The 24,221-nt window shown below is 67.1% G+C and carries 19 protein-coding genes, 5 pseudogenes and 1 riboswitch; of the genes and pseudogenes, 10 read left to right on the forward strand and 14 right to left on the reverse strand.

Translation table 11 applies throughout. The features are described 5' to 3' along the window. The first annotated feature begins 27 nt into the window (after nt 1–27). Nucleotides 28–1,488, forward strand: coding sequence for a DNA polymerase IV (locus OG953_RS35700; protein ID WP_405689376.1), 1,461 nt, complete (start codon nt 28–30; stop codon nt 1,486–1,488). Here OG953_RS35700 and OG953_RS35705 read toward each other — a convergent pair. Continuing rightward, nucleotides 1,413–1,781: a PRC-barrel domain-containing protein gene (locus tag OG953_RS35705; protein WP_405689379.1), complete on the reverse strand. Its 369-nt coding sequence runs from the start codon at nt 1,779–1,781 to the stop codon at nt 1,413–1,415. The two genes, OG953_RS35700 and OG953_RS35705, sit on opposite strands and share 76 nt — an antisense overlap. 113 nt (nt 1,782–1,894) lie before the next feature. Continuing rightward, a riboswitch (glycine riboswitch) is annotated at nt 1,895–1,991 on the forward strand. Between the two features lie 193 nt (nt 1,992–2,184). Between OG953_RS35705 and gcvP the strand changes: the two genes are divergently transcribed. Further along, nucleotides 2,185–5,070, forward strand: a complete 2,886-nt coding sequence (gcvP, locus tag OG953_RS35710) for an aminomethyl-transferring glycine dehydrogenase (protein ID WP_405689381.1) — start codon at nt 2,185–2,187, stop codon at nt 5,068–5,070. 86 nt (nt 5,071–5,156) lie between these two features. Here the strand turns inward: gcvP and OG953_RS35715 are convergent, their stop codons facing one another. Both OG953_RS35715 and OG953_RS35720 read right to left on the reverse strand, forming a co-directional pair. Beyond that, nucleotides 5,157–5,363 carry a DUF5999 family protein gene (locus tag OG953_RS35715; protein WP_093897298.1) on the reverse strand — a complete coding sequence of 69 codons (207 nt, stop codon included), beginning with the start codon at nt 5,361–5,363 and terminating at the stop codon, nt 5,157–5,159. 323 nt (nt 5,364–5,686) lie between these two features. Then, nucleotides 5,687–6,280: a hypothetical protein gene (locus OG953_RS35720; RefSeq protein ID WP_405689383.1), complete on the reverse strand. Its 594-nt coding sequence runs from the start codon at nt 6,278–6,280 to the stop codon at nt 5,687–5,689. 483 nt (nt 6,281–6,763) lie between these two features. On the opposite strand from OG953_RS35720, the gene OG953_RS35725 reads away from it, so the two are divergent. Beyond that, a complete protein-coding gene (locus OG953_RS35725) occupies nt 6,764–8,269 on the forward strand; it encodes a glutamate-cysteine ligase family protein (protein ID WP_405689385.1) in 1,506 nt (501 codons plus the stop codon). Between the two features lie 51 nt (nt 8,270–8,320). Here the strand turns inward: OG953_RS35725 and OG953_RS35730 are convergent. Further along, nucleotides 8,321–9,001 (reverse strand): annotated as a pseudogene (locus OG953_RS35730) (VWA domain-containing protein); the annotation flags it as partial. A gap of 122 nt (nt 9,002–9,123) precedes the next feature. On the opposite strand from OG953_RS35730, the gene OG953_RS35735 reads away from it, so the two are divergent. Beyond that, nucleotides 9,124–9,903, forward strand: coding sequence for a CPBP family intramembrane glutamic endopeptidase (locus OG953_RS35735; protein WP_405692256.1), 780 nt, complete (start codon nt 9,124–9,126; stop codon nt 9,901–9,903). A gap of 123 nt (nt 9,904–10,026) precedes the next feature. Here the strand turns inward: OG953_RS35735 and OG953_RS35740 are convergent, their stop codons facing one another. After that, nucleotides 10,027–10,848, reverse strand: a complete 822-nt coding sequence (locus OG953_RS35740; protein WP_405689388.1) for a PhzF family phenazine biosynthesis protein — start codon at nt 10,846–10,848, stop codon at nt 10,027–10,029. Nucleotides 10,849–11,059: 211 nt separating this feature from the next. On the opposite strand from OG953_RS35740, the gene OG953_RS35745 reads away from it, so the two are divergent. Next, nucleotides 11,060–11,497 (forward strand): VOC family protein, encoded by a 438-nt coding sequence (locus tag OG953_RS35745; RefSeq protein WP_405689390.1) that lies wholly within the window; start codon nt 11,060–11,062, stop codon nt 11,495–11,497. Nucleotides 11,498–11,666: 169 nt separating this feature from the next. On the opposite strand, the gene OG953_RS35750 is transcribed toward OG953_RS35745, so the two are convergent. From OG953_RS35750 to OG953_RS35760, 3 genes and pseudogenes are all read right to left on the reverse strand, one after another. Then, entirely contained in the window at nt 11,667–12,035 is a 369-nt protein-coding gene (locus OG953_RS35750) for a DUF3995 domain-containing protein (protein WP_405689393.1), read from the reverse strand. A 102-nt stretch (nt 12,036–12,137) separates the two neighbouring features. After that, nucleotides 12,138–12,272 carry a hypothetical protein gene (locus OG953_RS35755; RefSeq protein ID WP_405689395.1) on the reverse strand — a complete coding sequence of 45 codons (135 nt, stop codon included), beginning with the start codon at nt 12,270–12,272 and terminating at the stop codon, nt 12,138–12,140. A 317-nt stretch (nt 12,273–12,589) separates the two neighbouring features. Continuing rightward, nucleotides 12,590–12,889, reverse strand: a pseudogene (locus OG953_RS35760) (class I SAM-dependent methyltransferase); the annotation flags it as partial. A 700-nt stretch (nt 12,890–13,589) separates the two neighbouring features. On the opposite strand from OG953_RS35760, the pseudogene OG953_RS35765 reads away from it, so the two are divergent. Both OG953_RS35765 and ltrA read left to right on the forward strand, forming a co-directional pair. Next, nucleotides 13,590–14,980, forward strand: a pseudogene (locus tag OG953_RS35765) (IS1380 family transposase). A 709-nt stretch (nt 14,981–15,689) separates the two neighbouring features. Beyond that, the gene (gene ltrA, locus OG953_RS35770) at nt 15,690–17,084 is read left to right on the forward strand and encodes a group II intron reverse transcriptase/maturase (protein ID WP_405681812.1); all 1,395 of its coding nucleotides are present in this window, start codon (nt 15,690–15,692) and stop codon (nt 17,082–17,084) included. Nucleotides 17,085–17,235: 151 nt separating this feature from the next. On the opposite strand, the gene OG953_RS35775 is transcribed toward ltrA, so the two are convergent. Next, complete coding sequence (locus tag OG953_RS35775) at nt 17,236–17,514, reverse strand: hypothetical protein (RefSeq protein WP_405689397.1); 279 nt, start codon at nt 17,512–17,514, stop codon at nt 17,236–17,238. Nucleotides 17,515–18,162: 648 nt separating this feature from the next. Here OG953_RS35775 and OG953_RS35780 point away from each other — a divergent pair. Continuing rightward, complete coding sequence (locus OG953_RS35780; protein WP_405689400.1) at nt 18,163–18,315, forward strand: hypothetical protein; 153 nt, start codon at nt 18,163–18,165, stop codon at nt 18,313–18,315. 149 nt (nt 18,316–18,464) lie between these two features. Here OG953_RS35780 and OG953_RS35785 read toward each other — a convergent pair whose 3' ends face one another. Together OG953_RS35785 and OG953_RS35790 are read right to left on the reverse strand one after the other, a co-directional pair. Further along, on the reverse strand, nt 18,465–18,896 hold the full coding sequence (locus OG953_RS35785; RefSeq protein WP_405689402.1) for a hypothetical protein: 432 nt from the start codon (nt 18,894–18,896) through the stop codon (nt 18,465–18,467). Nucleotides 18,897–18,975: 79 nt separating this feature from the next. Beyond that, nucleotides 18,976–19,404 (reverse strand): annotated as a pseudogene (locus OG953_RS35790) (RHS repeat-associated core domain-containing protein); the annotation flags it as partial. A gap of 839 nt (nt 19,405–20,243) precedes the next feature. Between OG953_RS35790 and OG953_RS35795 the strand changes: the two are divergent. Beyond that, nucleotides 20,244–20,387: pseudogene (locus OG953_RS35795) on the forward strand (IS5/IS1182 family transposase); the annotation flags it as partial. Between the two features lie 158 nt (nt 20,388–20,545). On the opposite strand, the gene OG953_RS35800 reads toward OG953_RS35795, so the two are convergent. Next, a complete protein-coding gene (locus OG953_RS35800; protein ID WP_405689404.1) occupies nt 20,546–20,734 on the reverse strand; it encodes a hypothetical protein in 189 nt (62 codons plus the stop codon). Between the two features lie 173 nt (nt 20,735–20,907). Between OG953_RS35800 and OG953_RS35805 the strand changes: the two genes are divergently transcribed. Then, a complete protein-coding gene (locus tag OG953_RS35805) occupies nt 20,908–21,231 on the forward strand; it encodes a hypothetical protein (RefSeq protein WP_405689406.1) in 324 nt (107 codons plus the stop codon). A 398-nt stretch (nt 21,232–21,629) separates the two neighbouring features. Here OG953_RS35805 and OG953_RS35810 read toward each other — a convergent pair whose 3' ends face one another. Both OG953_RS35810 and OG953_RS35815 read right to left on the reverse strand, forming a co-directional pair. Further along, nucleotides 21,630–21,899, reverse strand: coding sequence for a hypothetical protein (locus OG953_RS35810; protein ID WP_405689408.1), 270 nt, complete (start codon nt 21,897–21,899; stop codon nt 21,630–21,632). A gap of 710 nt (nt 21,900–22,609) precedes the next feature. Next, nucleotides 22,610–24,001, reverse strand: coding sequence for an RNA polymerase sigma factor (locus tag OG953_RS35815; protein ID WP_405689410.1), 1,392 nt, complete (start codon nt 23,999–24,001; stop codon nt 22,610–22,612). Nucleotides 24,002–24,221 lie beyond the last annotated feature (220 nt).

Here is a 24,221-nt window from a genome sequence, read left to right on the forward strand (position 1 = left end):
CAGTGCCGTAGGGCAGCATCGATTGATGTGAGAGCCGCGCCCACCATCCTGCATCTGGACATGGATGCCTTCTACGCCTCTGCCGAGCAGGCGGCGAAGCCCAGCCTGCGCGGCAAACCGGTCGTGGTGGGCGGACTGGGACCGCGCGGAGTCGTCGCCACCGCGTCGTACGAGGCACGGCGCTTCGGGGTGCACTCGGCGATGCCCACGGCGCAGGCGCGGCGGCTGGCTCCCAACGCGGCCTATCTGGTGCCCCGCTTCCTGCTCTACCGGACGGTCAGTGACCAGGTGATGGAGCTGCTGGGGCGGCTCTCCCCGCTGGTCGAGCCGCTCAGCCTGGACGAGGCTTTTGTGGACCTCGAAGCGGGTGGCACGGCCGATGACACCGCTTCCGCGCTGGAGATCGGTGAGCAGCTGCGTGCGGCCATCAAGGCGGTCACAGGGCTCACCGGCTCGGTCGGGCTCGCCGGTTCCAAGATGCTGGCCAAGATCGCTTCGGAGGAGGCGAAACCGAACGGGCTGCTGCTCATAGAGCCGGGGACGGAGCGGGAACTGCTCGCGCCCATGTCGGTACGGATCCTCCCCGGCGTCGGGCCTGCGACGGCGGACCATCTGCGCCGCGCCGGGATGACGACGGTCAATGACCTGGTCGAGGCGGGTGAGGCGGAGCTCGTACGCCTGCTGGGGAAGGCGCACGGCGGCTCGCTGCACCGTATGGCGTTCGGGTACGACGACCGGCCCGTGGTCGCGGAGCGGGACGCGAAATCGGTGTCGGTCGAGGACACCTTCGACGCGGATCTGCACGACCGGGTGCGGGTCAGGACGGAGGTGGAACGGCTGGCCGACCGATGCGTCCAGCGACTGCGCGGCGCGGGGCGCTCCGGGCGGACGGTGGTGCTGAAGGTACGGCGGTACGACTTCTCCACGCTCACAAGGTCCGAGACGCTGCGTGGGCCCACGGACGACCCGGCAGTGGTCCGGGAGGCCGCCGCACGGCTCCTGGAGGCCGTGGACACCACCGGAGGGGTACGGCTCCTGGGGGTGGGCGTCACGGGGCTTGCCGACTACACGCAGGAAGACCTCTTCGCCCAGGCCGCCGGTGAGCAGGCCGCAACCGGGGAAGCCACCGAGGAGGAGACAGCGCCGGGGGGCGATGGGAACAAGCTGGTGGACGGTGCGCGGGAGGAGGTCCAGGAGACCGCCGAGCAGCTCGCCGCACGGCGCTGGCCCGCCGGACACGACGTACGTCATGACACCTACGGCCATGGCTGGGTGCAGGGCAGCGGTGTCGGCCGGGTGACGGTGCGGTTCGAGGAACCCGGATCCGCGCCCGGCCGGGTGCGTACGTTCCGCATCGACGATCCGGAACTGCAGCCGGCCGATCCGCTGCCGCTGGTGCGGAACCCGGTGGACTACTCGTCCTGGCCGGCCAGTCTGCCGAAATCCTTGTCCGGGCCGGTCTCCTCGGGCGGGGAGTCCAGACCGTAGTGCCGGTAGAGCTGGAGTTCCTGTTCCGGTGAGAGATGGCGGCCTACGCCGAAGTCAGGCGCGTCCTTGATCAGCGCACGGTCGAAGGGGACGCGGAGCGAATCCTCCACGAATTCGCTGGGTTCCAGCGGAACGAAGGCGTCCCGGCTGAACAGTCCGGTACGTACGGCCGCCCACTCGGGCACACCGGTCGCGTCGTCGAGGTACACCTCGTCCACGGTTCCGATCTTGGTGCCCTTCCGGTCGAACGCTTTGCGGCCGATCAGGCGGCGCGGATCGATGTCGGTCTGCACGGTCCCTCCCACTGGTCGCGGCTACTCCACAAGCACTACAGAAGTGCAGATCCGGGGGGTTGGCCACTCGAGAATTCCGCCGCGAACCCCGCTGGTAGGCTGGTGATGGCTGCTGACCCCGTGCGGGAGAGTCCTCCGGAGCGAATCCGAAGGCGCCGAAGGAGCAAATCCTCCCCGGAATCTCTCAGGCCCCCGTACCGCACGGACGAGGTCACTCTGGAAAGCAGGGCGGGTTTCGTGCGGCCAGTGCCGGTACGGTTCCCTTCCTCACCGACGGTGAAAGCCGGTACGCCGCAGGGCGCGCCGGTGAAGCTCTCAGGTTGAGATGACAGAGGGGGAGGCCGTTCGGGCACCCACGCCGTGGTGCCCCTCGCAGGTCGTGACAGACCAGGAGGCCTCCACCATGACCCCCCGTCGCACTCCGCTTTCCCAGCTGGAGCAGGGCATCCCCTTCGAACAGCGCCACATCGGACCCGATGCCGAGGCGCAGGCGAAGATGCTCGCCCAGGTCGGTTACGGCTCGCTCGACGACCTGACCGCGGCCGCGGTGCCCGATGTCATCAAGAGCACGGAGGCGCTGCAGCTGCCGACGGCCCGCACCGAGGCCGAGGTCCTGGCCGAGCTGCGCTCCCTCGCCGACCGCAACCAGGTCCTCGCCCCGATGATCGGGCTCGGCTACTACGGCACCTTCACCCCGCCGGTGATCCTCCGCAACGTCATGGAGAACCCCGCCTGGTACACGGCCTACACGCCGTACCAGCCGGAGATCTCGCAGGGCCGACTCGAGGCCCTCCTCAACTTCCAGACGATGGTCGCCGAGCTGACCGGGCTGCCCACCTCCGGCGCCTCGCTGCTCGACGAGGGCACCGCGGCCGCCGAGGCGATGGCGCTGGCGCGGCGCGTCGGCAAGGTCAAGAACGGCGTCTTCCTGGTCGACGCCGACACCCTGCCGCAGACGATTGCCGTCATCGAGACCCGCGCCGAGCCGGCCGGCGTCGAGGTCGTCGTCGCTGACCTCTCCGACGGCATCCCGGCGGAGGTCGCCGAGCGCGGCGTCTTCGGTGTCCTGGTGCAGTACCCGGGCGCCTCCGGGGCGGTACGGAACATCAAGCCCGTCATCGAGCAGGCCCACGAGCTCGGTGCGATCGTCACGGTCGCCGCCGATCTGCTGGCCCTGACCCTGCTCACCTCACCGGGCGACCTGGGCGCGGACATCGCGGTCGGCACCACGCAGCGCTTCGGTGTACCGATGGGCTTCGGTGGACCGCACGCAGGCTTCATGGCCGTACGCGAGAAGTTCGCCCGCAGCCTGCCGGGCCGCCTCGTCGGCGTTTCCGTCGACGCGGACGGCAACAAGGCATACCGGCTGGCCCTGCAGACCCGCGAGCAGCACATCCGCCGCGAGAAGGCCACCAGCAACATCTGTACCGCTCAGGTGTTGCTTGCCGTCATGGCCGGGATGTACGCCGTCTACCACGGCCCGGACGGGCTGCGGACGATCGCTCAGCGCACCCACCGCTACGCGACGATCCTGGCCGAGGGCCTGCGTGCCTCCGGCATCGATGTCGTGACCGGCGCCTACTTCGACACCCTCACCGTGCGTGTCCCGGGGAAGGCCGCCGATGTCGTGGCCGACGCCCGCGAGCGCGGTGTCAATCTGCGGCTCGTAGACGCAGACCTGGTCTCCCTCGCGTGCGACGAGACCACCACGCGTACGCAGATCGCCGCTGTCTGGGCCGCCTTCGGCGCCGACGGGGACATCGAGGCACTGGACGCCGCGGCTGCCGACGCGCTGCCCGAGGGCTTGCTGCGCACCGACGAGATCCTCACCCACCCGGTCTTCCATCAGCACCGTTCCGAGACCGCGATGCTGCGCTACCTGCGCAAGCTCGCCGACCGGGACTACGCACTGGACCGCGGAATGATCCCGCTCGGCTCCTGCACCATGAAGCTGAACGCGACCACCGAGATGGAGTCGATCACCTGGCCCGAGTTCGGCGCACTGCACCCCTTCGCGCCGGCCGAGCAGGCGCAGGGCTTCCTCACCCTCATCCGTGAGCTTGAAGAGCGCCTCGCCGAGGTCACCGGGTACGACGCGGTCTCGATCCAGCCGAACGCCGGATCGCAGGGCGAGTTCGCCGGCCTCCTGGCCGTGCGTGCGTACCACCGGGCCAACGGCGACAACCAGCGGACCATCTGCCTCATCCCGTCCTCCGCGCACGGCACCAACGCCGCCAGCGCCGTGATGGCCGGCATGAAGGTCGTCGTGGTGAAGACCGCCGACGACGGCGAGGTCGACATCGAGGACCTCCGCGCCAAGATCGAGAAGCACCGCGACGAGCTCGCCGTGCTCATGATCACGTACCCGTCGACGCACGGTGTGTTCGAGGAGCACGTCGCCGACATCTGCGCCGAGGTGCACGACGCCGGCGGTCAGGTCTACGTCGACGGTGCCAACCTCAACGCGCTGGTCGGCCTCGCCAAGCCGGGACGGTTCGGTGGCGACGTCTCGCACCTGAACCTGCACAAGACCTTCTGCATCCCGCACGGCGGCGGCGGTCCCGGCGTCGGCCCGGTCGGTGTCCGCGCGCACCTCGCGCCGTACCTGCCGAACCACCCGCTGCAGCCTGTGGCGGGCCCCGAGACCGGTGTCGGACCGATCTCGGCCGCTCCGTGGGGCTCGGCCGGTATTCTCCCCATCTCCTGGGCGTACGTACGCCTGATGGGCGGGGAGGGCCTGAAGCGTGCGACGCAGGTTGCCGTACTCGCCGCCAACTACATCGCCAAGCGTCTCGAACCGCACTACCCGATCCTGTACAACGGCCCGGCGGGGCTCGTCGCGCACGAGTGCATCGTGGACCTGCGGCCGATCTCCAAGGCCACCGGCGTCAGCGTCGACGACATTGCCAAGCGTCTGATCGACTACGGCTTCCACTCGCCGACCATGTCGTTCCCGGTCGCCGGGACGCTGATGATCGAGCCGACCGAGAGCGAGAACCTCGCGGAGCTCGACCGATTCTGCGACACGATGATCGCCATTCGTGGCGAGGTCGAGAAGGTGGCCTCCGGCGAGTGGAGCGCGGACGACAACCCGCTGAGCAACGCTCCGCACACCGCGGCGATGGTGGGCGGGGAGTGGGACCACGGCTACAGCCGTGAGGTAGCGGTCTTCCCGGCCGGAGTCTCGGCCGCAGACAAGTACTGGCCGCCGGTGCGCCGGATCGACGGTGCCTTCGGTGACCGCAACCTCGTCTGCTCCTGCCCGCCGCTGGACGAGTACGACAACTGAGCCATGAGCGGTAGGGCGTGACGCGGACATGCGTCGGGGCCGGTGCGGAGAGTTCTCCGGGCCGGCCCCAGTTCGTACCTGCCGCGTCAGGCGGCCTTCATCACCCGGCCGGTCTCCAGGGGCCGGTGCGGGGCGATGATCTGCCCGTCCGGGAGCAGCTCACCGGTGTCCTCGAAGAGCAGGACGCCGTTGCACAGCAGGCTCCAGCCCTGTTCCGGATGGTGTGCCGTCAGGCGGGCGGCTTCCCGGTCGGCTGAGTCGGCGGTCGGGCATGGTGGCTGGTGCTGGCACATGGATGGGTTCTTTCGCTGCGTTGTGGTGAATGTCCTGCGGCTTGATGAGGTTTTCATGGCCGCCCCCCCCCGTATCGATCGGTCCGGTCCCAGTGTTGCCCCACGGGCGTCAATCCGCAGGGATTTCGCAGCAGCACTTCTCCTTACTCCAAGGACGTGTCACCCGGCCGGACGGTTCACCGCAACCGAACTGTCACTTCGGGTGGTTCGGGGTGGCCGGACCGGGCTAGTCCAGATGGGCAGGATGTGCGCCCCGCAGCGCTGTGCCCCACCACCAGGGACGGTGGCGGGGCACAGCGCGGTGATGTGGGGTGCGGTTGTCGTCAGGCCGGTGATCCGAGCAGGGGGCCGGCGCCCGGGGTGATGCGCAGCGTCATCACGCGGAGCAGATCGGCGACCCGGTGCGGGCGATGCGCCGCGATACCCGGCGGTGCGGGTGCCAGCGGTACCAGGAGATCGGCGGGGGCGAGTGCCCCGCCGGAGGCGTCGGCCTCGGTGTCGGCGTGCAGCCACAGCGCCAGCATGTAGAGCTCCGGGATGGACAGCAGCCGTGGCTGGTAGTGCGGGGTCACCGTCTCGGCCTGGCGCACGGCGAGTTCGGTCGAGGCGATGTAGGGGCCCTCGAAGAAGTGCGAGAAGGTCCAGCCGTCCGGAGTGAGCATGGTGTCTGCCGCGGCGACGGCCTGCTCCGAGCTGCGGATCAGGAACCGCCACGCGGCAAGCCGGGTGGCGGGTGCGAGCCCGCTCGGGTCGATCCGGTCCAGTACATGGACGGGGAGCGGGAGTTCGGGGCTCAGTGGTCCCTGGGCGGCTCGGAGGGCAGGTGTGCGGGCCTCGCGGACTGCGGTGGGTGAACCGAGTGCCGCGAGAACGCTGCGCAGAGCGGGCGCGGGAGCCGGGGGAACATGCAGCGGCATAGTGGGTCGCCTCTCACTTCGGAGACACGGTGATGCGTGGGCGGGTGCAGACGGCGCTGTCGGCGTGCGGGGCCAGAGGAGGCCGGTGACTGGGCCGGTGCGTCAACTCTCTGCCTCGTCCGCGAAGTTTATACGACACGTGTTCACGCAGTGATTCCACTAGCCGTCGCAGGTATTGCCGACAAGGCGGTATCAAGACTTTATTATGCGGAGATTCTGCTGATTCGTCGTCAGCGGCGCAGCCACCGCCAGGGATTTTTCCCTGGACGCGGTCGGCCGAAACGCGTCGGCGTTTTCACCACGCGCCGGGCGGCGGAAACTGCGCACTGCACCATGCCGAGGGAATGTGCCCCGGACGGCCGCCCTCAGATTACTGGGTGCGCGGCGTTCGTGGGGCGTTATGGATCACCCGGCCTGGGCATTATCGATCGTGATGCGAGCGGCCTGGGCCGCGGGCCGCCCACTTGAGAGAGGGACGCTTCGATGGGGGAGAAGGTCGTGGCGGGCGCCTTTGATCTGTCCGATCGGCAGAGGTACCGGAGGAAGCTCCACCAGTGCCTGGAGGGGCTGGAGAGGCTCCTGGCGGAGCGGAGGTTCGACCGCCCCCGCAACCTCATGGGCATGGAGATCGAGCTGAATCTGGCAGGCTCCGACGGTATGCCGAAGATGATGAATGGGGAGGTGCTCCCGCGCATCGCGAGCCGTGATTTCCAGACCGAACTCGGGATGTTCAATTTGGAGGTGAACATAGTCCCGCACCGCCTGGACGGACGCGTTTTCGATCAGCTGGCGGAAGAGCTCAGGACCGGCCTCGGATATGCCCATCGGAAGGCGGGGGAGGTCGATGCCGGGATCATGATGATCGGAATTCTGCCCACCCTGGGCCGTCAGGACCTCGTTGCGGCGAACCTCTCGGACGTGGACCGCTACACACTGCTGAATGATCAAATGGTGGCTGCGCGGGGCGAGGTTTTCTCCCTCGATATCCAAGGCGTGGAACGATTGGTCTCTACCTCCTCCTCGATCACTCCTGAGGCCGCCTGCACATCGGTCCAGCTGCATCTGCAGGTGACACCGGCGCGCTTCGCGGCCGTATGGAACGCGGCCCAGGCTGTCGCCGGGGTCCAGATCGCTCTCGGTGCCAACTCGCCCTTCCTGTTCGGCAGGGAGCTGTGGCGGGAATCGCGGCCGCCGCTCTTCCAGCAGGCCACGGACACCAGGCCGCCCGAACTCCAGAACCAGGGGGTGCGGCCCAGGACCTGGTTCGGTGAGCGGTGGGTCGGTTCGGCGTACGAGCTCTTCGGGGAGAATCTGCGCTACTTCCCCCCGCTGCTGCCGATCTGTGACAAGGAGGACCCGCTGCGGGTGCTCGACGAGGGCGGGGTGCCGCGGCTGCAGGAGCTCGTGCTCCACAACGGTACGGTCTACCGCTGGAACCGGCCCGTGTACGGACTGGCCGACGGCGTACCCCATCTGCGGGTGGAGAACCGGGTCCTGCCCGCAGGCCCCACGGTCACCGATGTGATTGCCAACGCCGCCCTCTACTACGGGCTCGTGCGGGCGCTTGCCGAGGAATCCCGTCCGGTGTGGACCAGGCTCCCGTTCGCAGCAGCGGCCGAGAACTTCGACGCCGCCTGCCGTCACGGCATCGACGCGGAGCTGATCTGGCCCCGTCCCGGGCGTTCGGGCGGGCTGACCCGGGTGCCGGCCGTCAAGCTCGTACGGGACGAACTGCTGCCGCTGGCCGCTGCAGGGCTCGATGCCTGGAACATCGAGCCCACGGACCGCGACCGCTACCTCGGGGTCATCGAGGAGCGCTGCAAACGGCGGGTGAATGGAGCGTCCTGGCAGGTGGACACTTACCACCGGGCACGGGAGGCCGGACTCGACCGGCATGCGGCGCTGGCCGCGACCACCCGCCGGTACGCCGAGCTGATGCACAGCGGCGAACCCGTGCACAGCTGGCCGACGGGTGTCCCCGCACTGTGACCCGTCGTGGCGGGAGCCGCCAACCGCTGCCGTTCCGGACCGCGCCGAGTGCTACTCCCGGGCGGCGTGGTTGCTCTGCCCGGCCGTCATGACGGCCTGCAGAATCACGGCCTGGATCTCGGCGGGATCGGTGACCTGGTAGCCCCCGCCGCCGGTGACCTTCGCTATTTCGTTCACCTCTTCGCGGTCGGCCTCGGGGCCGACCGCGATGGCGAGGAGCGGCACCGGACGTTCCGGGGCGGCGATCCGGTTCAGTTCCGCGACCAGGGCACTGCGGGAGATGGAGCGGTTGTCCTGGTTCGAGCCGTCGGTGAGGATCACCACAGCGTTGAACTTGCCCTTCACATACGTTGCCTGGGCATCCTTGTACGCGGCCAGAATGGTGTCGTACAGACCGGTCGCGCCGCCTGGCACCGGCTGCAGCGCGGAGAAGGCCGCGGCGAGCCTCTCGCGGTGGGTGCCGCCGCCCTTCGCCGGGTCCCCGAGTCGGCCCGTCGGCAGCAGCCTGCGGTAGTCCTTCTCGCCGTCGAGCGTGGTGGCGAACTCCCAGAGCCCGATCTCGTCGTTCGGGGCGAACTGGTTGAGGGCCTGGATCAGGGACGCCTTCGTGACGTCCATCCGGGACTGGTTGCGCCCCGGCACGATCGTGGCCATCGAACCCGAGGCATCGACGACCGTCGTCAGCCGGGCGCTCTGCACCGTGATCGTCCACATGCCGAGCGTCTGCTGGAGCCTCGTCCCCCGGCCTGTCGCGCATGATCTTCGTACCTGCATTCGAGACCTTAGCGGGACGGGGAGCGGGACGGGGTGTGAATGCACAACTCAAGTCAGGTGTACAGGTGGAGGCGGGGCGCGTGGCTGAATCTTTCCCCCAAGAGGCTGTGTCGCGACGGATCCTGCGGTCCGAAACGGTGCTGGTACTGGCTCTCTCATTGGGTGCCAGCGGGGTGTCTGCCCTGATCAGTTTTGTCGGATCACTGACGAAACCAGGGGGTTTGAAAGAACAGGCTGCGACGCTCAACAGCTCGTACGCACCAGGGCGTCCATGGCTGGATCTCGCCTGGCAACTCTTCGGAATCGCGACGGCTCTGGTGCCCGTCGCCCTCGTCGCGCATCTGTTGATGAGGGAGGGGGTCGGCCTGCGTTCCATCGGTTTCGACCGGACCAGGCCATGGCTGGACCTGGGGCGCGGCGCGATGGTCGCGGCGGGTATCGGAAGCGCCGGACTCGCCTTCTATCTGGCGGCGCGGGCAGCCGGCTTCAATCTGACCGTGGTCCCGGAATCACTGCCCGATGTGTGGTGGAAATTTCCGGTCCTGATCCTTTCCGCGCTCCAGAACTCCGTGGTGGAGGAAGTGATCGTCGTCGGGTATCTGCTGCGCAGACTCGGGCAGTTGGGGTGGACGCCGGTGGCGGCCCTGGTGGCGAGCTCGTTGCTGCGTGGCTCGTACCACCTGTATCAGGGCGTCGGCGGCTTCATCGGCAACATGGTGATGGGTGTTGTCTTCGTGCTGCTGTACCGGCGCTGGGGCCGTGTCGGTCCGCTGGTCACGGCGCATGCACTGCTCGATATCGGGGCTTTTGTCGGATACGCCCTGCTGGCGGGGAAGGTGGGGTGGCTTCCCACACCGTGAGTGGGGTGGGCATCGCTGGGTGGTGTTCACCGACGGGGCGTACGGGAGTGGTCCGTGGGCGGTGTTCAGCGCAGAGGGCGTACGGGAATGGTCCGTACGCCCTCTGCGCTGTCATCGGGAGGCTCAGGGCGCCGCGAGCAGTTCGCCGTCGATGACCGTCACGGCGTTGCCGGTCAGCAGGGTGCGGTCGCCGCGCAGCGAGGTGCGGACAAGACCGGGACGGGCGGAGGCCTGTAGTCCGGTCAGCTCGTCACTGCCGAAGCGGGCCGACCAGAAGGGGGCCAGCGCGGTGTGGGCGCTGCCGGTCACCGGGTCCTCGTCGATCCCGACGCGTGGGAAGAAGGCGCGGGAGACGAAGTCGTAGCCGCGGGCGGGGTCTTCGGCGGCGGCTGTGGCGATGATGCCCCGTCGGGAGAGTCGGGTCAGTGCGGTGAGATCCGGGGTCAGTCCTCGTACGGTCGCCTCGTCGGCCAGTTCGACGACCAGGCCGCCGATGTGGGGGCCGGTGTCGTGGACGGAGAGCGGTTCCGTGCCCAGGGCGACGGCCAGCCCGGCCGGGGCGGTCTCCTGTGCCAGCGGGGCTGTGGGGAAGTCGAGCGTGACCCTGCCGTCGGTGTGGGCGGTCGCGGTGAGGATGCCGCACCGCGCCGCGAAACGCACCGTGCCGCTCGCCGCCTGGGTGGTGTGCAGGATGTACGCGGTCGCGAGGGTGGCATGCCCGCACATGTCGACCTCGGTGGTCGGGGTGAACCAGCGCAGTGCCCAGTCCGCGTCGCCACCCGGCGGCAGCGGGTGGGCGAAGGCGGTCTCGGAGAGGTTCAGCTCCATGGCGATCCGCTGGAGCTGTTCGTCGTCGGCAAAGGCGTCGGAGTCCAGCAGCAGGACTCCCGCAGGGTTGCCGGTGAAGGGGCGGTCGGTGAACGTATCGACGATTCGGATCCTCATGACGTGACCGTACGTGCGGCGGAAAGCCGCAGACCAAGGCCAATTCCGTGTCGCTGGACCGAAAGCCCGGACGGTGACAAGGACGTCGACCGTCCGCCACCGATTCCGGGTGCTGCTCTGTTCATCAGGCCTTGAGCGCCGGGCTCGATGCGGCGCACCGTGTGCGTCAGAGGCGGGCGGTACGTTTCGTACATTGGACCGAGGAGGCCTCATGACGACCAGGTGGAGCTTGACGATCGATTGCGCGCACCCGGCGAAGTTGGCCGCGTTCTGGGCGCTGGCACTGGGCTATACGGCAAAGCCCGCGCCGGCAGGGTTCGGGAGCTGGGAGGAATGGTTTGCGCATCATGAGATTCCGCAGGACGAGTGGGATCAGGGCGCCTACCTGTGCGATCCGGACGGGGTGGGCCCCGGTGTGTCCCTCCTGCAAGTGCCGGAGTCGAAGGTGGTGAAGAACCGACTTCATCTGGACGTGCAGGTCGGTGGTGGTCGTGACACGCCCTGGGAGGCGCGATGGCCGCGTGTGGTCGAGGCGTTGGAGCAGCTGACTGCTGCGGGTGCGACCGTGATCCGCGTGGACGAATTGCAGGGCAGGCCCGATCATGTGGTGATGGCCGACCCGGAGGGCAACGAGTTCTGCCTGGTCTGACAGCGGCCTTTGCTCCGTTGCGGATGCTGAACGACGCTGGGGTGCAGAAGGCTTGTCGGAGCTTGCGGTGGTGTCGCTGAAGACACCGCAGGGGTTTTGGCCGCAGATCTTGCGTACCGGCCCCCGCTCTTGACCGCTGCCGCCGCCACTTCGCCCTGGGGTAAGCCGGCTACCGGCTGCGCCGGGCGGCGATCGCGGTCGAGGCCGCGAGTGCGACGCACAGCGGCGAACAGGTGAGCCGGTCAAGACGCCGGAAGCGGGCCGAGACCGATCCCGGGGACAGTAGGTCGGTCCGCCCCGAGAGCCCGGCCACACCGCGCACGCCGAGCACGGCCGCGACGCCGGCCGTGCCGATCCGGGACAGCGCCGGGCTCCGCCGGGACCGCCCCGCGACCAACAGCGCCGCAGTCCCCAACGCGCTTGCCACCGCGAAGCACGCCACGGGGCCGGGCGGGGCCGGGCGGCCGGTCACCACGTCCGAGAAGGTTTGCCGGTCGGGGAGCGGCCAAATGTGCCTTCCCTGCTCAGCATCGCCCAACAGTTGTGGCCGAGGAATGCCCGGGCCGTGGAGACCGTACGGTGCTGCTCCCGGTGTGCCGCGATCCTCAAGGAATCGTCAGGTTGGCAAGGGGTGGTGTTGTCAAGCGGCGGAGGTGTGATGGGGCCGTCCAGGACGGCTGTGCCGGTCCGGTGAGGGCGAGGAGGGGAGCGCGCTGGTCGTGCCGGTCGGGACGGCGGCCACCAGGATGTCGACCAGTCGGGAGGCGCTGGGCATGCTGAGGCCCATGCCGCGTGCCAAGTCACCGACCCGCAGGGGGCGTGAGCGGACAGAACACCCAGTGCGGTCAGGCGACTTGGGGTCAGGGTTCCAACAGGCGGTGCAGGCGGCAGTCGCATGTGTGGCGCCCGATCAGCATCCTGAATGGACCCCTGCCAGGCCTCTGCACCATGCCCTTGCTGCCGCTACCGTCGGTTGCTTGGAGATGCGTTTGTGCTCACGGTAGTTCGGGCTTCCGAGCCAGAGAGGTGGCGATCGTCCTCTTCGCTCCTTTGTCCGGCTCCTGTACGAGTTGCGTGGTGATGGCGAGTCCGGCCCACCGTGAAGTTCAGGCCCGAATGTGCCTGCCGGGCGAGCTCGATCATCTTCGGGGACAGGTCGATGCCGAATACGGGCACTCCCAGGTCTGCAGATGCACCGTGACCAGGCCGGGGCCGCATCCCAGGTCTGCGACCGGCCCGCGGTCGGCCGCCTGCACGACTTCGACGAACGCGGCCGGCATCGCGCGTGACAACGGAACCAGCTCCGCCGGGGTCTTGATGAGTTCCACGTAGGGGGGCAGCGACGGTGTTGTGCGGCTCCCGGACCGCTGCAAGGCGGGAGGGCTCGGTCACGCGGGCGACCCCAGAGGAAGGTGCTGACAGCCAGGCGGTGGGTCTTGGGACCGGTGCGGGATCAGCAGCGGTGGTGGGGGTAGTGCCCCTTCCGCCAGTGGGCCTGTTCCGCGGCCCTGCTGGATCCGTTCCCGCCTGTACCGCCACCCAGCACCCTGAGCGCACTCAGCCGCGCGACCGGGTTCGCTGAGAGAGAAGCCCGAACGACTCGGTTCTCTGAGAAAGCGACTCGATGGAGTGAGACGGGACACCGATGACCCGTCTCAGTGAAGATTCCGCGATTCTCAGCGAAGGTGAATGGACGACTCCTAATCTCACCGAAGGTTGAGCACCTGCTTGGCCTGGGGGCTGGGGGTGCGGTGGAAGCTCTGTCGCGTGCGTACGGCGATGAGGCGTTAGCAGCGTTTGAACTGGACTTTCTCAGCGACGGAGAGCGTCGCAGGCTCCCTCTGGGAGCGAGTTGGCAGGTTTCCTTCGAGGCGGTCGAACCTGTCCGGCCGTTCCGTTGGGACAAGGAAACGCCGGGATTCGCCGGCTGGTACTACTCGGTGACCGCGCGGGATCACGTGGGCTATGAGCCTGGATCCACCGGCTTGATGTCTGTGGACAGTTTCTCGGGGAACGAAGAAGTGCCTTGTGACCTGCGATGATGGGGTTTCTCTAGGACCACATCAGGCACGATCAGCAAGGCACTTCCGAGATGCAATCTTCCCATGCCGCAGCGGCGGTCTCATCCGCGTTCGACGACCCGAACCTGATCGCGTACGGCGGCCTGGAGCCGGTGGTGCGGTTGGCCGAGCGGTGCGGTCTGCCCGCACTGGTCGGGGAATACATCCGTCTGCCGGCCTCGAAGGACGGCACCGGTGCCTTCCCCGCGGCGAAAGTGATGTCGCTGGTGGGCGGCATGGTCGCGGGCGCCGACAGCATCGATGACATGCACCGGCTACGGCACGGCGCGATGGGCCGCCTTTTCTCCGGTGTGCGGGCCCCGTCCACGCTGGGGTCGTTTCTGCGTTCCTTCACGCACGGGCATGTGAAGCAACTGCATGCTGTGGCCCGCCGGTTCCTTCCCGAACTGGCCCGTCACGCGCCGTTGCTGCCCGGCGCGGGCCAGGTCGCCTACGTGGACATCGACGACACCATCCGCCGCACCTACGGCTACGCCAAGCAGGGAGCCGGTTACGGATACAGCAAGGTCAAGGGCCTGAACGCGCTGCTCGGCATCGTCTCCACACCCCTGGCCGCCCCGGTGATCGCCGCCACGAGGCTGCGCAAGGGACCATCGAACTCCGCGCGCGGGGCGGCGGCATTCGTCGCCGAGACCATCCGCACCGCTCGCGCCTGCGGCGCCAGTGGCCTGCTGGTGATGCGTGCGGACTCGGCGTTCTACGGCGCCGATGTCGTGAACTCCTGCCGGGCGCTGGGCGCGCGGTTCTCCATCACCGTGCGGATGAATGCTTCCGTCAAGGCCGCCATCGCCCGCATCGATGAGGACGCCTGGACGCCGATCAAGTACCCCCAGGCGGTCTGGGACGAGGAGGGCCAGTGCTGGATCTCCGACGCCGAGATAGCCGAGACCGGCTACACCGCCTTCACCTCCAAGCCGAAGAAGCAGCAGGTCGCCGCCCGTCTGATCGTGCGCCGCGTCAAACGCCTGAGCGCTGAAGCCGTCCCCGCCGGACAGGGCACGCTGTTTGACACCTGGCGCTACCACGCCGCGTTCACCGACTCCCCGCTCTCCTTGAACAATGCCGAGCGTGATCACCGACGGCACGCTGTCGTCGAGCAGGTGATCGCGGATGTCAAGAACAGCGCCTTCGCCCACGCGCCCTCCGGACATTTCCAGGCCAATGCCGCGTGGCTCGCCCTGGCAGCCCTGGCGCACAACCTGACCCGCGCCGCCTGGGCGCACTGGCCGGAACGTTCCATGCCAGAGCGACCACCGCCACCATCCGTGACCACCTGATCAACGTGCCCGCCCGCCTGGCCCGCTCGGCCCGCCGCCTCACCCTGCACCTACCCGAACGCTGGCCCTGGAGCACGGACTTCACCCAGCTCTTCAGCATCGTGCACGCGCCACCAGCCCTCTGACACTCCCTGACCGACCTGCCCGAAAGGGCCCGACACCTGCGGAAAAGTGGAAAGGCTGGACAGACCAGCGGCCACCTCACGCCCGAATCCGCAACTCAGCCCCGACACGCCCTGCACGACCCCGAACCAATCACACCACAATCAAGCCGGTGGATCCGGGCGTACGTCCAGCAGTCCGAAACGTCGGACGCGAAGGAGGTTCGATGTAATTCGGGCGACAAGTTCAGGGCAGCCAGCCGGTGCAAGTCCGGTCCGAGGAGACGCCAGAGTCCTCGGTAGCGGGGCTCCCGGCATCGGTCGAGAGGCCGGTGTCGAAGTGGAGCGACGATCACCCCTTGGGGGTGCGCAACCGGCCGGTCCGCAACATCAAGTGAAGCCTGCAGCGTCGTCAGCACCGACCCGCGTGAGCGGGGCCAAGGAGGAGCCGAGCCCGTGCCTTAGAGGGCGAAGGCCAGGGAAGACGCCTGGGAATCTGGAGCGGGCGTCGAAGAACCTCCCGGCGTAAGGGGCGTGGAACGGCCGGAAGGTTGTCCTGGGAACTGGAGAGGGCCTCCTCGGCCCCGGGTCTGCGGCCCGGGAAGCAGGGCCCGCCTATAACCGGTGGAGCCGGGAAGTGGCGGGCTGCCGAGAGGCAGTCGGAGGGGGTCGTAGTAGTGCCGATCGGCGGGACAACACAACCCGTCAGGAGCGAAGGGCCCCTGCTTCATCGATGCGTGTCGCGTGTGAGGAGGTGGCTCGGGTGAGTGCCGGAGTGGCTAGTTCCGCCCGCCGGAAGGAAGGCGTCGCACGACTGGATGGCCGGCCTTTGGACAAGGTCCGTGCCTTGCAGTGGACGCTCTACCGCTGTGCCAAGCAAGATCCTGAACGTCGGTTTCATTCCCTGTACGGCCATGTCTCCCGCAGAGATGTCTTGTGGCGGGCCTGGTCCGGCGTGTGTGCGAACCGGGGCGCTCCCGGCGTGGACGGGGTGACCGTCGATGCCGTGGCCGCCGCCGGGGTGGAGGAGTTCCTCAACGACTTGTCGCAGCAACTGCGGGCGCATACGTATCGCCCGTCACCGCTGCGGCAGGTCCTGATCCCCAAGCCGGGGCGGCCGGGAGAGTTCCGGCCGCTCTCGATCCCCACGGTGGCGGACCGGGTGGTGATGACCGCCGCGAAACTGGTTCTCGAACCGGTCTTCGAAGCGGACTTCCTGCCGGTCAGCTATGGGTTCAGGCCCAAGCGGTCCGCGATTGACGCGTGCGAGAGCGTGCGCGTGGAGGCGAACCGGGGCCGGGAGTGGGTGCTTGAGGCCGACATCCGCGACTGTTTCGGATCGATTCGGCATGACGCCCTCGTGGCCCAGGTGGCCCGGCGCGTCGTGGACGGCCCGATGTTGAAGCTGATCCGGATGTGGCTCCGGGCGGGGGTTCTGGAGGACGGGGCGACCGGCTCACCAGGAGCAGGGACCCCACAGGGCTCACCGATCTCACCGTTGCTCGCCAATATTGCTCTGCACGTCCTGGACGTGGCATGGCAGCGAGACGGGCACCGGCTCGGGGTGTTGGTGAGGTATTGCGACGACTTCGTGATTCTGTGCCCGACCAGGGAACGTGCCGTGCAGGCGCGGGAACTGGCCGGGACGGTGCTGGTCGGCCTCGGGTTGCAGCTGCATCCGGAGAAGACCGGCATCGTCCATCTCGCCAGGGGTGGGCAGGGTTTCGATTTCCTCGGCTTCCACCACCGGAAGGTGGAATCGTGGCGCCGCCGTGGCAGGTTCCACCTGCAACGATGGCCGTCTCAGCGGGCGATGGGGGTGCTGCGGGACAAGATCCGGGCGGCGACCGACCGTCGGCACGTGGGACGGTCGCTGTCGGCCGTGGTCGCCGACTTGAACCCGGTCCTGCGAGGCTGGGCGGCGTACTTCCGTAACGGCAATTCCGCCGGGAAGTTCTCCACGATCGACAGCTACGTCCACGAGCGTCTCGCGATCTTCGACAATCGCAAGCGCGGCATCCCGGGCAGAAAGTGGGGCAAGCGCCACGATGGCGCGTGGTTCGCCAGGCTCGGAGCCTTTCGCCTGTCTGGAAACGTGCGCAGGGTGGCGGTGCATGCCAGCCGGTGAACGATGTCGGTAAGCCGTGTGCGCGAGAAGCGCATGCACGGTTTGACGGGCGGGGGCTGGAAACGGAGCCTCACAGGCCACCGCGCCAGTCCCCGACCCTACTGAACCAGCTGCCCAACAACCTCAGCCTTCTGCTCGTTATCTTTAGGCGTCATTGCAGTTGAGAGTCGAATACGAGCTCGGAGAGTTCCAAGAGGTACTCCTCCGTGGACCATTTTCCTTCGACCTCAACGCGGTACGCCGTCTTGTGCTGATGGGCAAAGACCCGCCTGCGTACTTCTTTGGAAACGTCATTGGTGCAGGTCTTCGTCTGCTGGAGCAGACGCTCTTGCGCTTCCTCTGCTGTGCCAGAAAACTCCTCGATGTGGTTGAGGCTTTGGACCCCTGACGAGTGAGCGAGGAGGAAGGCCGTTATCTGCCATGTGGACATGTCATGCTCTCCCGGGTTTTTGGGCGGAGTTCGCGGGTGGGCAGAGGGCTCTTCTGCCCACCCGCGACTCGCTTTGCTGTAGTGTGCGTGGTTACCGCAGGTAGCTGGGCGTCACATTAGCCGCGACGGCCGCGCCACCACTTCCAGGCGTGGCGGACTGTTCCGCCCCATCCTCGCGCGGTGCCCAGACCGGCTCTGATGCCGGTCCACATGGTGATGTAGGTGCCGCAGTGTCCCCAGGCTCGGGCGTACAGGCAGTGGACGGTTCCCACACTGGCGCCGAGGAAACCGTAGCGACGATGAGCTCACCGGCGCATCGAAGGACATACTGAGAACCGTTCGAGGGCTACTGACCGCGCAGGATCTCCCACCGTGCAAGTCCTGACCAAGACCGGTCGCCCCCGGGGCAGGCCCAGCTGGCCGAGACGCTGTGCGTACCCGAACCGATCGGCGGGCACCCGCCCATCATGATCGGCGGCGGGGCGAGCAGAAGACCCTGCTCCTGGTCGCCCGCTACGGGGACGCCTGCAATCTCTTCGCCATCGGCCAGGAGGAAGTGGCCCACAAGCTCGACGTGCTGCGCGCCCACTGCGCCGCGGAGGACCGCGACTACGACGCCATCACCAAGACCGTGATGTACAACGGCCGGTGCTGGACAAGCCGGCCGCGTTCCTCGCCGACGCCGAGGCGTACGCCGCCCTGGGCATCAGCGAGATCCAGGTGCTGCCCGACCGGCACCCGGTCAGCTACACCCACCAGATCGCCGAACGCATCGCACCCGCCGTCGCCGCGATCGGCTAGGCCGCTTCGCAGCACTTCGCCCCGCCGAGCTCATGCTCGACGGGGCGAAGCAGGACCAGCCACCGAATTAACCAACAGCGTCTGGGGTAGTCCCAGACCGGGGGCTGTTCCTTGTGGTTCTGATGCTCAGGCAGCAAGCCTCATTGTTGCTAGGCGACGTGTGACAGAGACTCCGCGCCAGCCTGTCGAGCCTGTGATTCGAGCGCCTCGATGTCAGCCTGCGGCAGATCGAGGCAGACAATACGCTCGTTCTCAACGGTCGAGAAGACAAGCTCGTTGCCCAGAGATGCTTCGCATCCAATGGTGCGATGCGCGAGGAGTGAGAAGCGTTTCAGTCCCTTTTCAGAGAGCAGATCGAGTGGCACCGCCATGAGACGGTCCTTACGTCTGTCGGATCCCGGCCCCTGAGCAGACCTTGCCTCCTTGATCATCTCTTCGAAGACACGCTTCGACTCCGGATCAGTGATGGCTACATCCACATACAGATCGATCACGGTATCCGCGCCGATCTTGCCCAGATGCTTGCCGACCACGGACAGGAAGACTTCCATGTCGGCGTCGCTGGAGGACGTGAAGTTCAATGTGCTTTCCTTCGGTGTTGCGTGGTCAGGGATCGGGTGGCCGGCGGTTTAACCCGGCCACCCAAGACATCGGCAGACACTAGCGGCGCCAGCCACGGCGCAAGGCCCAGCGCACACTGTCCTTGCCGAGGTTCCAAAAACCACGCTTCACACTGTAGTGGCCCTTGCTACCTGCCCTGTTGAAGTGCCAGCCGTGGTGCTTGTCCCACTCGATGCGGTTCTGGTGGTTACCCCAGTGGAAGCCTGGCTTGTGCTTCCGCATGACGAAATGTCGGTTGCTTTGCCCGAAGACCATCCACTTTTTCGGGGTGCGGTGGAAGAACGATCGGGTAGACCGGTAACCCGACTTCGCCCAACGATAGCCCCGCTTGGCCCAACCCCATCGCCGTCCGTCGAGGTCGTATTTGTTGAGGGGGTCGGCGTGGACGTATTCGTAGGCGTTGGCGTTACCTCCGTATACGGGGTCGGTGGAGAGGAAGCGTCCGGTGGTGGGGTTGTAGAGGCGGACGCTTCCTCTCCACCGACCCCGTATACGGCGGCGGCGACAACCGCTACGCCTACCCCGGCGACCCCATCAACCAATACGACCTCGACGGACGAGCCTGGTGGAACCCGGTGCACTGGGTGAGGAAATGGCGGAAGCACCGACAGCGACACGCCAGCGCTGACATGCTGCACTCAGCCGTAAATTTCGGCCTCGGGTTCTCGCCGGGGGGCTGGGGGCGCAGTTCAGCTAAGAGCGCCTGGAAACTCCGCAATATTCGGCGAGCTTGCAGGGGCGGATGGGGCAAAGCTAAGTGCGTATGGGGCGCTACCGGTGTGGCCAGCGTTGCTGACACCTACTGGTACGGGCGAAACACCTACCGGCATGCCAAGAGGTTTGTGTGGAACGGGCTTGCATACGTGCACAACAGTGTCACCCCGCGCTGGTATCCCCGATACACATACCGGTCGTGGAGAGGACGATTCTGATGCGGGAGAATGAAAGCAAGGGAACCCTTGCCCTCTTGGGATGTTGGCTCCTGGTAGGAGCGATGGCTCTGGACACCCCTGACGGGCCGGGCTATGCCTCCATAGCTCAGCAATCAATCTTCGTCATCCTCACTGCGGCCGTGGTTTGCGAAATATTTCGGATGATCCTCAAGCGTTGCACGCGGAAATGACCCAGACAAATCACTCCCAGCGACGGCACTGAGCCCCGTTGCGTCTCTCCCTGACTGTGGCTCCGCCAGTAGGCGGGGCCACAGTCTCTCGCTGGAAGACCGCACTCAACGCCTTCGACATCACCTTCGACGGCCGCCTCTCCGCAGCCCGTCAGTAAACCCAACCACCCTGGCTACACCGCTCGCCACGCCCGGATCGGCTCACGACCTGACCGCCGCGCGACAGCACGGGATCATCGAAGCCCTTACCGAAGCAGGACTCCGGTGTTGGGCGGACAAGGCGTATCAAGGCGCCGGCGGACCCGTCCGAGTTCCGTTTCGCGGCCGGCGCCTCAAGATGTGGAAGCGTCGCCACTCTCTCAGACCTCAGCGAGTTGCGGGCCCGTGGAGTGCTTGGGGCCCCTATCCCGGCCCCGCAGACCCCACGACGCACTCTCGGAGCTGGCCGCACGGACGACGCACCATCCGATTCCTCACCGTCATGAGTCACGACGACTGCAGGCCCCGGTTGTCGAGCAGGGCCTGACACCGGTCAACAATGCGGACGCGCGGACCGTTGTCGGCCATGTGGTGCGCCCGGGTCTCGCGCACCGCCTGCCGGGCCTCCTCGAACAGCGGCTGCGCGTCGCCGAGCCGGACGCGCCCCGACCGGTTCCTGAACACGGCGGCGGCCATCCCGGCCGCCGAGGACGAAGACGACAGTGTGCTGCGGCTGCTCAGCGACGACGAACTCGGCAAGCACCCTGACCCCGCGGCCGTCCTGCAGTCCTGGCTCGACTTCCCCGCCACCGGCGAGATCCTCTCCCGCTCCGAGGTCTACCAGGCAGTCGGCCGACGAGGAACTCGCCGTGATCGAGGAGCTTGCCGGTGCTGCGACTCCCGGCCCCTGGCACGTGCGCCAACTGGACGACGACTTTGCCATGAGCCTCGTCGCCATCAGCACTGTCCCCGACACCGGAGCCGGCGAACGCTGGCCAGACTTCTACCACCGGCAGATCGTGGCCGCCACCCTGGTTCAGCAGCCACGATATGTCGACGTCGCGGACGAACGCTGGGACGAGAACGCCAACTTCATCGCCAACGCCCGCCAGGACATTCCCCGCCTGATCGCCGAGATCCGACGTCTCCGCCGCCTCCTCGAAGCCAACGGTCAGAAGCCTGAGGAAGGCTGAAGCGCACCACCGCTCCACAGGAATTGACAATTACTCCCCCAAAGTTGGCGGCCGAGGCCGAGAGGTCCATCACCGGTCTCGACATCAGCGTCCTCGAGCCCTGCGAAGCGCACCCCAGCTCCCCGCCGTCTCCCGCGACGACCGGCACACCGCCCCCGCCGATCGCCGCCGCCACCGGATCCTGGCTCTGCTCGAAGAAGACCCCACCCGCCTCTGGCGCCCCCGCGACATCGCCTCCCACTTCGGCGACATCACCATGGAAACCATGTATCGACAGCTCTCCAGATGGGCCGAGACCGGCCTCATCCACAAGCTCGGCCCCGGGCTCTAAGCCGCCACGACATGGTCACCAACGCCCCTTGCATGACCTGCGAAAACGTTAACTACCCGGCCTTGGGTCAAGGCCCGAAGTCGGTGAGCTTGTTGTCCAGGATCCGGTGCGCCAGCGCGATCGGATTCGGGTGGGCGAGGATGCGCTCCCACTTCTTGTACATCACCATCGCCGCGTCGCTCAGGGCCTCGTCCGCGTCGCGGGGGTCGTGCAGCCGGTTCAGGGCTATGCGGAAGAAGGCATCGAAGTCCGGCGGCAATTTGACCGGCTCGGGCTCAGGATCGGGTTCCGGTTCGGGGTTGGCCAGGTCGTATTCCCGGCCAAAGGTGTCGGTCACTGGCTCCTCCAGGCGGCTCCCGGACCGGCGGCTGCGGTTCGGAGCAGAGCCTGACGGCGGACGAGGGTGGCTCCAGGTTCACTCTGGGCCAACCGCACGGGCCGGAGGGACAGTGGTGTCGGGCGGGGTCCGCAGGCGCGTCGGCCGATGCGGTCAGAGCGTCGTACGACGGCTTCGAAGCACACGGCGAGCGTCCGGAAGGCGCGGGCGAGAGCGAGCGCGTATCGGGTCTGGTGGAGCTTCACGAAGCCTCCTTCATTGGGCAGTTGGGGCTCCCCGGGCCGCGTCATTGCGACCAAGGGGAGAACACAACGTGTTCTCACCCTTACTCACCGAATCGGAGCCCCGTCAGGGTTACCTCTGAGATACGCGTTCTGTGCGGAAGATGCCCATCCGGTTACACACGGTGCCCCCACCTGCACCGCCATGTGACGCAGCTCACACCACTCTCTCCAGGTGTGCCACCGGCGCACCACCCACCACGGGCGATCCGAAGATCCGGCCGAATGGCGCCCCCGACCAGCTGAAGCGCCAGAACGTCACCGGTTCCTGAGCCCGCTCCCATTCTCGGCACGCTGAGATCTGCCCGCGCCGTGCTCGCGTCGGGACGTGCCGAGGCGCATCGCGTTCGGTCATGACCGAAGCCTCGGAGGGTTCCCCTGTCGATAGGGTCCGCGGATCCTGCTCTCCGTTCAGGTTGGCCCGGACGATCAGGACTGGTCTTTGAAGCGCGACGCGCCGGGTCTGGGAAGGTCCATCAGTGCGCGCAGAGTCCTGAGTCCGAGGTGGATGTTTGTTTTTGCGGCACCTTCCGTGATGTCGAGGTAGGCGGCGATCTCGGTGAGGTTCTTGTCGGCGAGGTAGTTCAGCCTGATGCACGCGGCCTGCAAGGGCCAACGGCCTTCGAGGCCGGCCAGAGCGCGTTCGAGCCCGTCGAAATTGTGCACGGCGTCGACGGGGGGCATGGCCGTGTACGTCGTGGGGGACATGCCTGACACGGGGATCTCGCGGGCGGCGTGGCGGGCGCGTCGCCGGTAGAAGTCCGTGGTCGCGCTGTTGAGGATCGCGTAGGCAAGGGCGATGGGGTTGCCATGGGACCTGATGCGGTGCCAATTGAAGTGCATCTTTATGGCGGCGTCCATGAGTGCTTCGTCAGCATCGTGGAGATTGCGGAGCCGAGCCACAGCGATACGCATGAAATTTTGCTTGTGCGCCGTGAAGAACAGCGTGAAATCATCCGCTGCCGTGGCAGCCGGGAGCCGACGGCCGACGACGTCATGGGAGCGGGCGGTCTGTGTGCTGCCGTCTCGTGAGCACACAGGGCAGCGAGCGTTTCCTTCAGAGGCGTCCGAGAGCCGGACGCGGACGATCGCACGGCACAACAGACAGCGGCAGGTCCATGGACGAGTGAAGCTCCGGTAGTCCTCTTCGGGGCTGAAGCCCGCCGAGCGCATCATGTCGATGGGCTTCAACGTCACTTGCCTGAGCGGAGATGCCGGAGCCTTCTTCTCTGAGCGCTCGACATGCTGCTGGCCTTGTGCCCGTTTCCACGCCTGCGTCCAAGGCGCGAACTCTGCGTCAGGGATGCCGCATGCGTGGAGAAAAGAATGTAATTGGTGCAAGGTGGTCGGAACCGTCTGCCGGTTGACGATGCGATGCGCGCTTGAGCGGGAGAGCGGACCGAATTCCCTCCCCCTGGTATTCGCACGCTGCTCCATGACCCTCATGCTGGGTGAGCCGCATTGCTTGTATGCCCTCACGAGCACGGCGCTGAGATCCGCGCGGTCGCGTACCAGGTCCAGGCGCGGCGCAGACACAGTAGGCCCATGAGTGCGCCGCCGTTTCTCCGCTTGAGCCATCTCCCACAGTTCACGGACATTGCCAGTGCCCCCACCGCAGGCGTGGTCGTAGGCAAGCACCACCTCCAGAGTGGGGAGCGTTATGCCGTTGGCGGCGCGCGAAAGGTTGGAGGCGTTCACCTGGGTGAGCGCCTCCAACTGGCTGTATGCGAGGCCCATACGTGCCCGTTGTAAACGAAGGTGCGTAGCAAGCTTCCCTAAAGCGCTGTTTGGGTAAGGGATGTCTTTTTCCGGGCGACCCATGGGCTATCGGCGTTCGTTACCGCTGCGCGGGTCCCAGGATTCTTTGGACGAGGGTCCTGAGTGCTGACTCAGGACCGCGCGCGGTGAGTGTGGTGACGGTTGTACCGGCCAGGCCGGCCCCGGTAAGCAACGCAATGACTTCGGTGGGCGGAGTCCCTGTTCTGGCAAGGACGGCAGCAAGAATAATGATCACGATGAGTACGGCGGCCTCTGTGCCACC

The organism is Streptomyces sp. NBC_00057 (assembly GCF_045041165.1).
In the GTDB taxonomy this organism is placed as follows: Bacteria; Actinomycetota; Actinomycetes; order Streptomycetales; family Streptomycetaceae; genus Streptomyces.

Bases quoted from the DNA above. Each gene is read 5' to 3' on its own strand.
- OG953_RS35725 (WP_405689385.1), top strand. From the start codon at position 6,764: ATGGGGGAGAAGGTCGTGGCGGGCGCCTTTGATCTGTCCGATCGGCAG.
- OG953_RS35740 (WP_405689388.1), bottom strand. From the start codon at position 10,848: ATGAGGATCCGAATCGTCGATACGTTCACCGACCGCCCCTTCACCGGC.
- OG953_RS35745 (WP_405689390.1), top strand. From the start codon at position 11,060: ATGACGACCAGGTGGAGCTTGACGATCGATTGCGCGCACCCGGCGAAG.
- OG953_RS35720 (WP_405689383.1), bottom strand. From the start codon at position 6,280: ATGCCGCTGCATGTTCCCCCGGCTCCCGCGCCCGCTCTGCGCAGCGTT.
- gcvP (WP_405689381.1), top strand. From the start codon at position 2,185: ATGACCCCCCGTCGCACTCCGCTTTCCCAGCTGGAGCAGGGCATCCCC.
- OG953_RS35800 (WP_405689404.1), bottom strand. From the start codon at position 20,734: ATGGCCGCCGCCGTGTTCAGGAACCGGTCGGGGCGCGTCCGGCTCGGC.
- OG953_RS35815 (WP_405689410.1), bottom strand. From the start codon at position 24,001: ATGGGTCGCCCGGAAAAAGACATCCCTTACCCAAACAGCGCTTTAGGG.
- OG953_RS35775 (WP_405689397.1), bottom strand. From the start codon at position 17,514: ATGTCCACATGGCAGATAACGGCCTTCCTCCTCGCTCACTCGTCAGGG.
- OG953_RS35715 (WP_093897298.1), bottom strand. From the start codon at position 5,363: ATGTGCCAGCACCAGCCACCATGCCCGACCGCCGACTCAGCCGACCGG.
- ltrA (WP_405681812.1), top strand. From the start codon at position 15,690: ATGCGTGTCGCGTGTGAGGAGGTGGCTCGGGTGAGTGCCGGAGTGGCT.
- OG953_RS35755 (WP_405689395.1), bottom strand. From the start codon at position 12,272: ATGCCCAGCGCCTCCCGACTGGTCGACATCCTGGTGGCCGCCGTCCCG.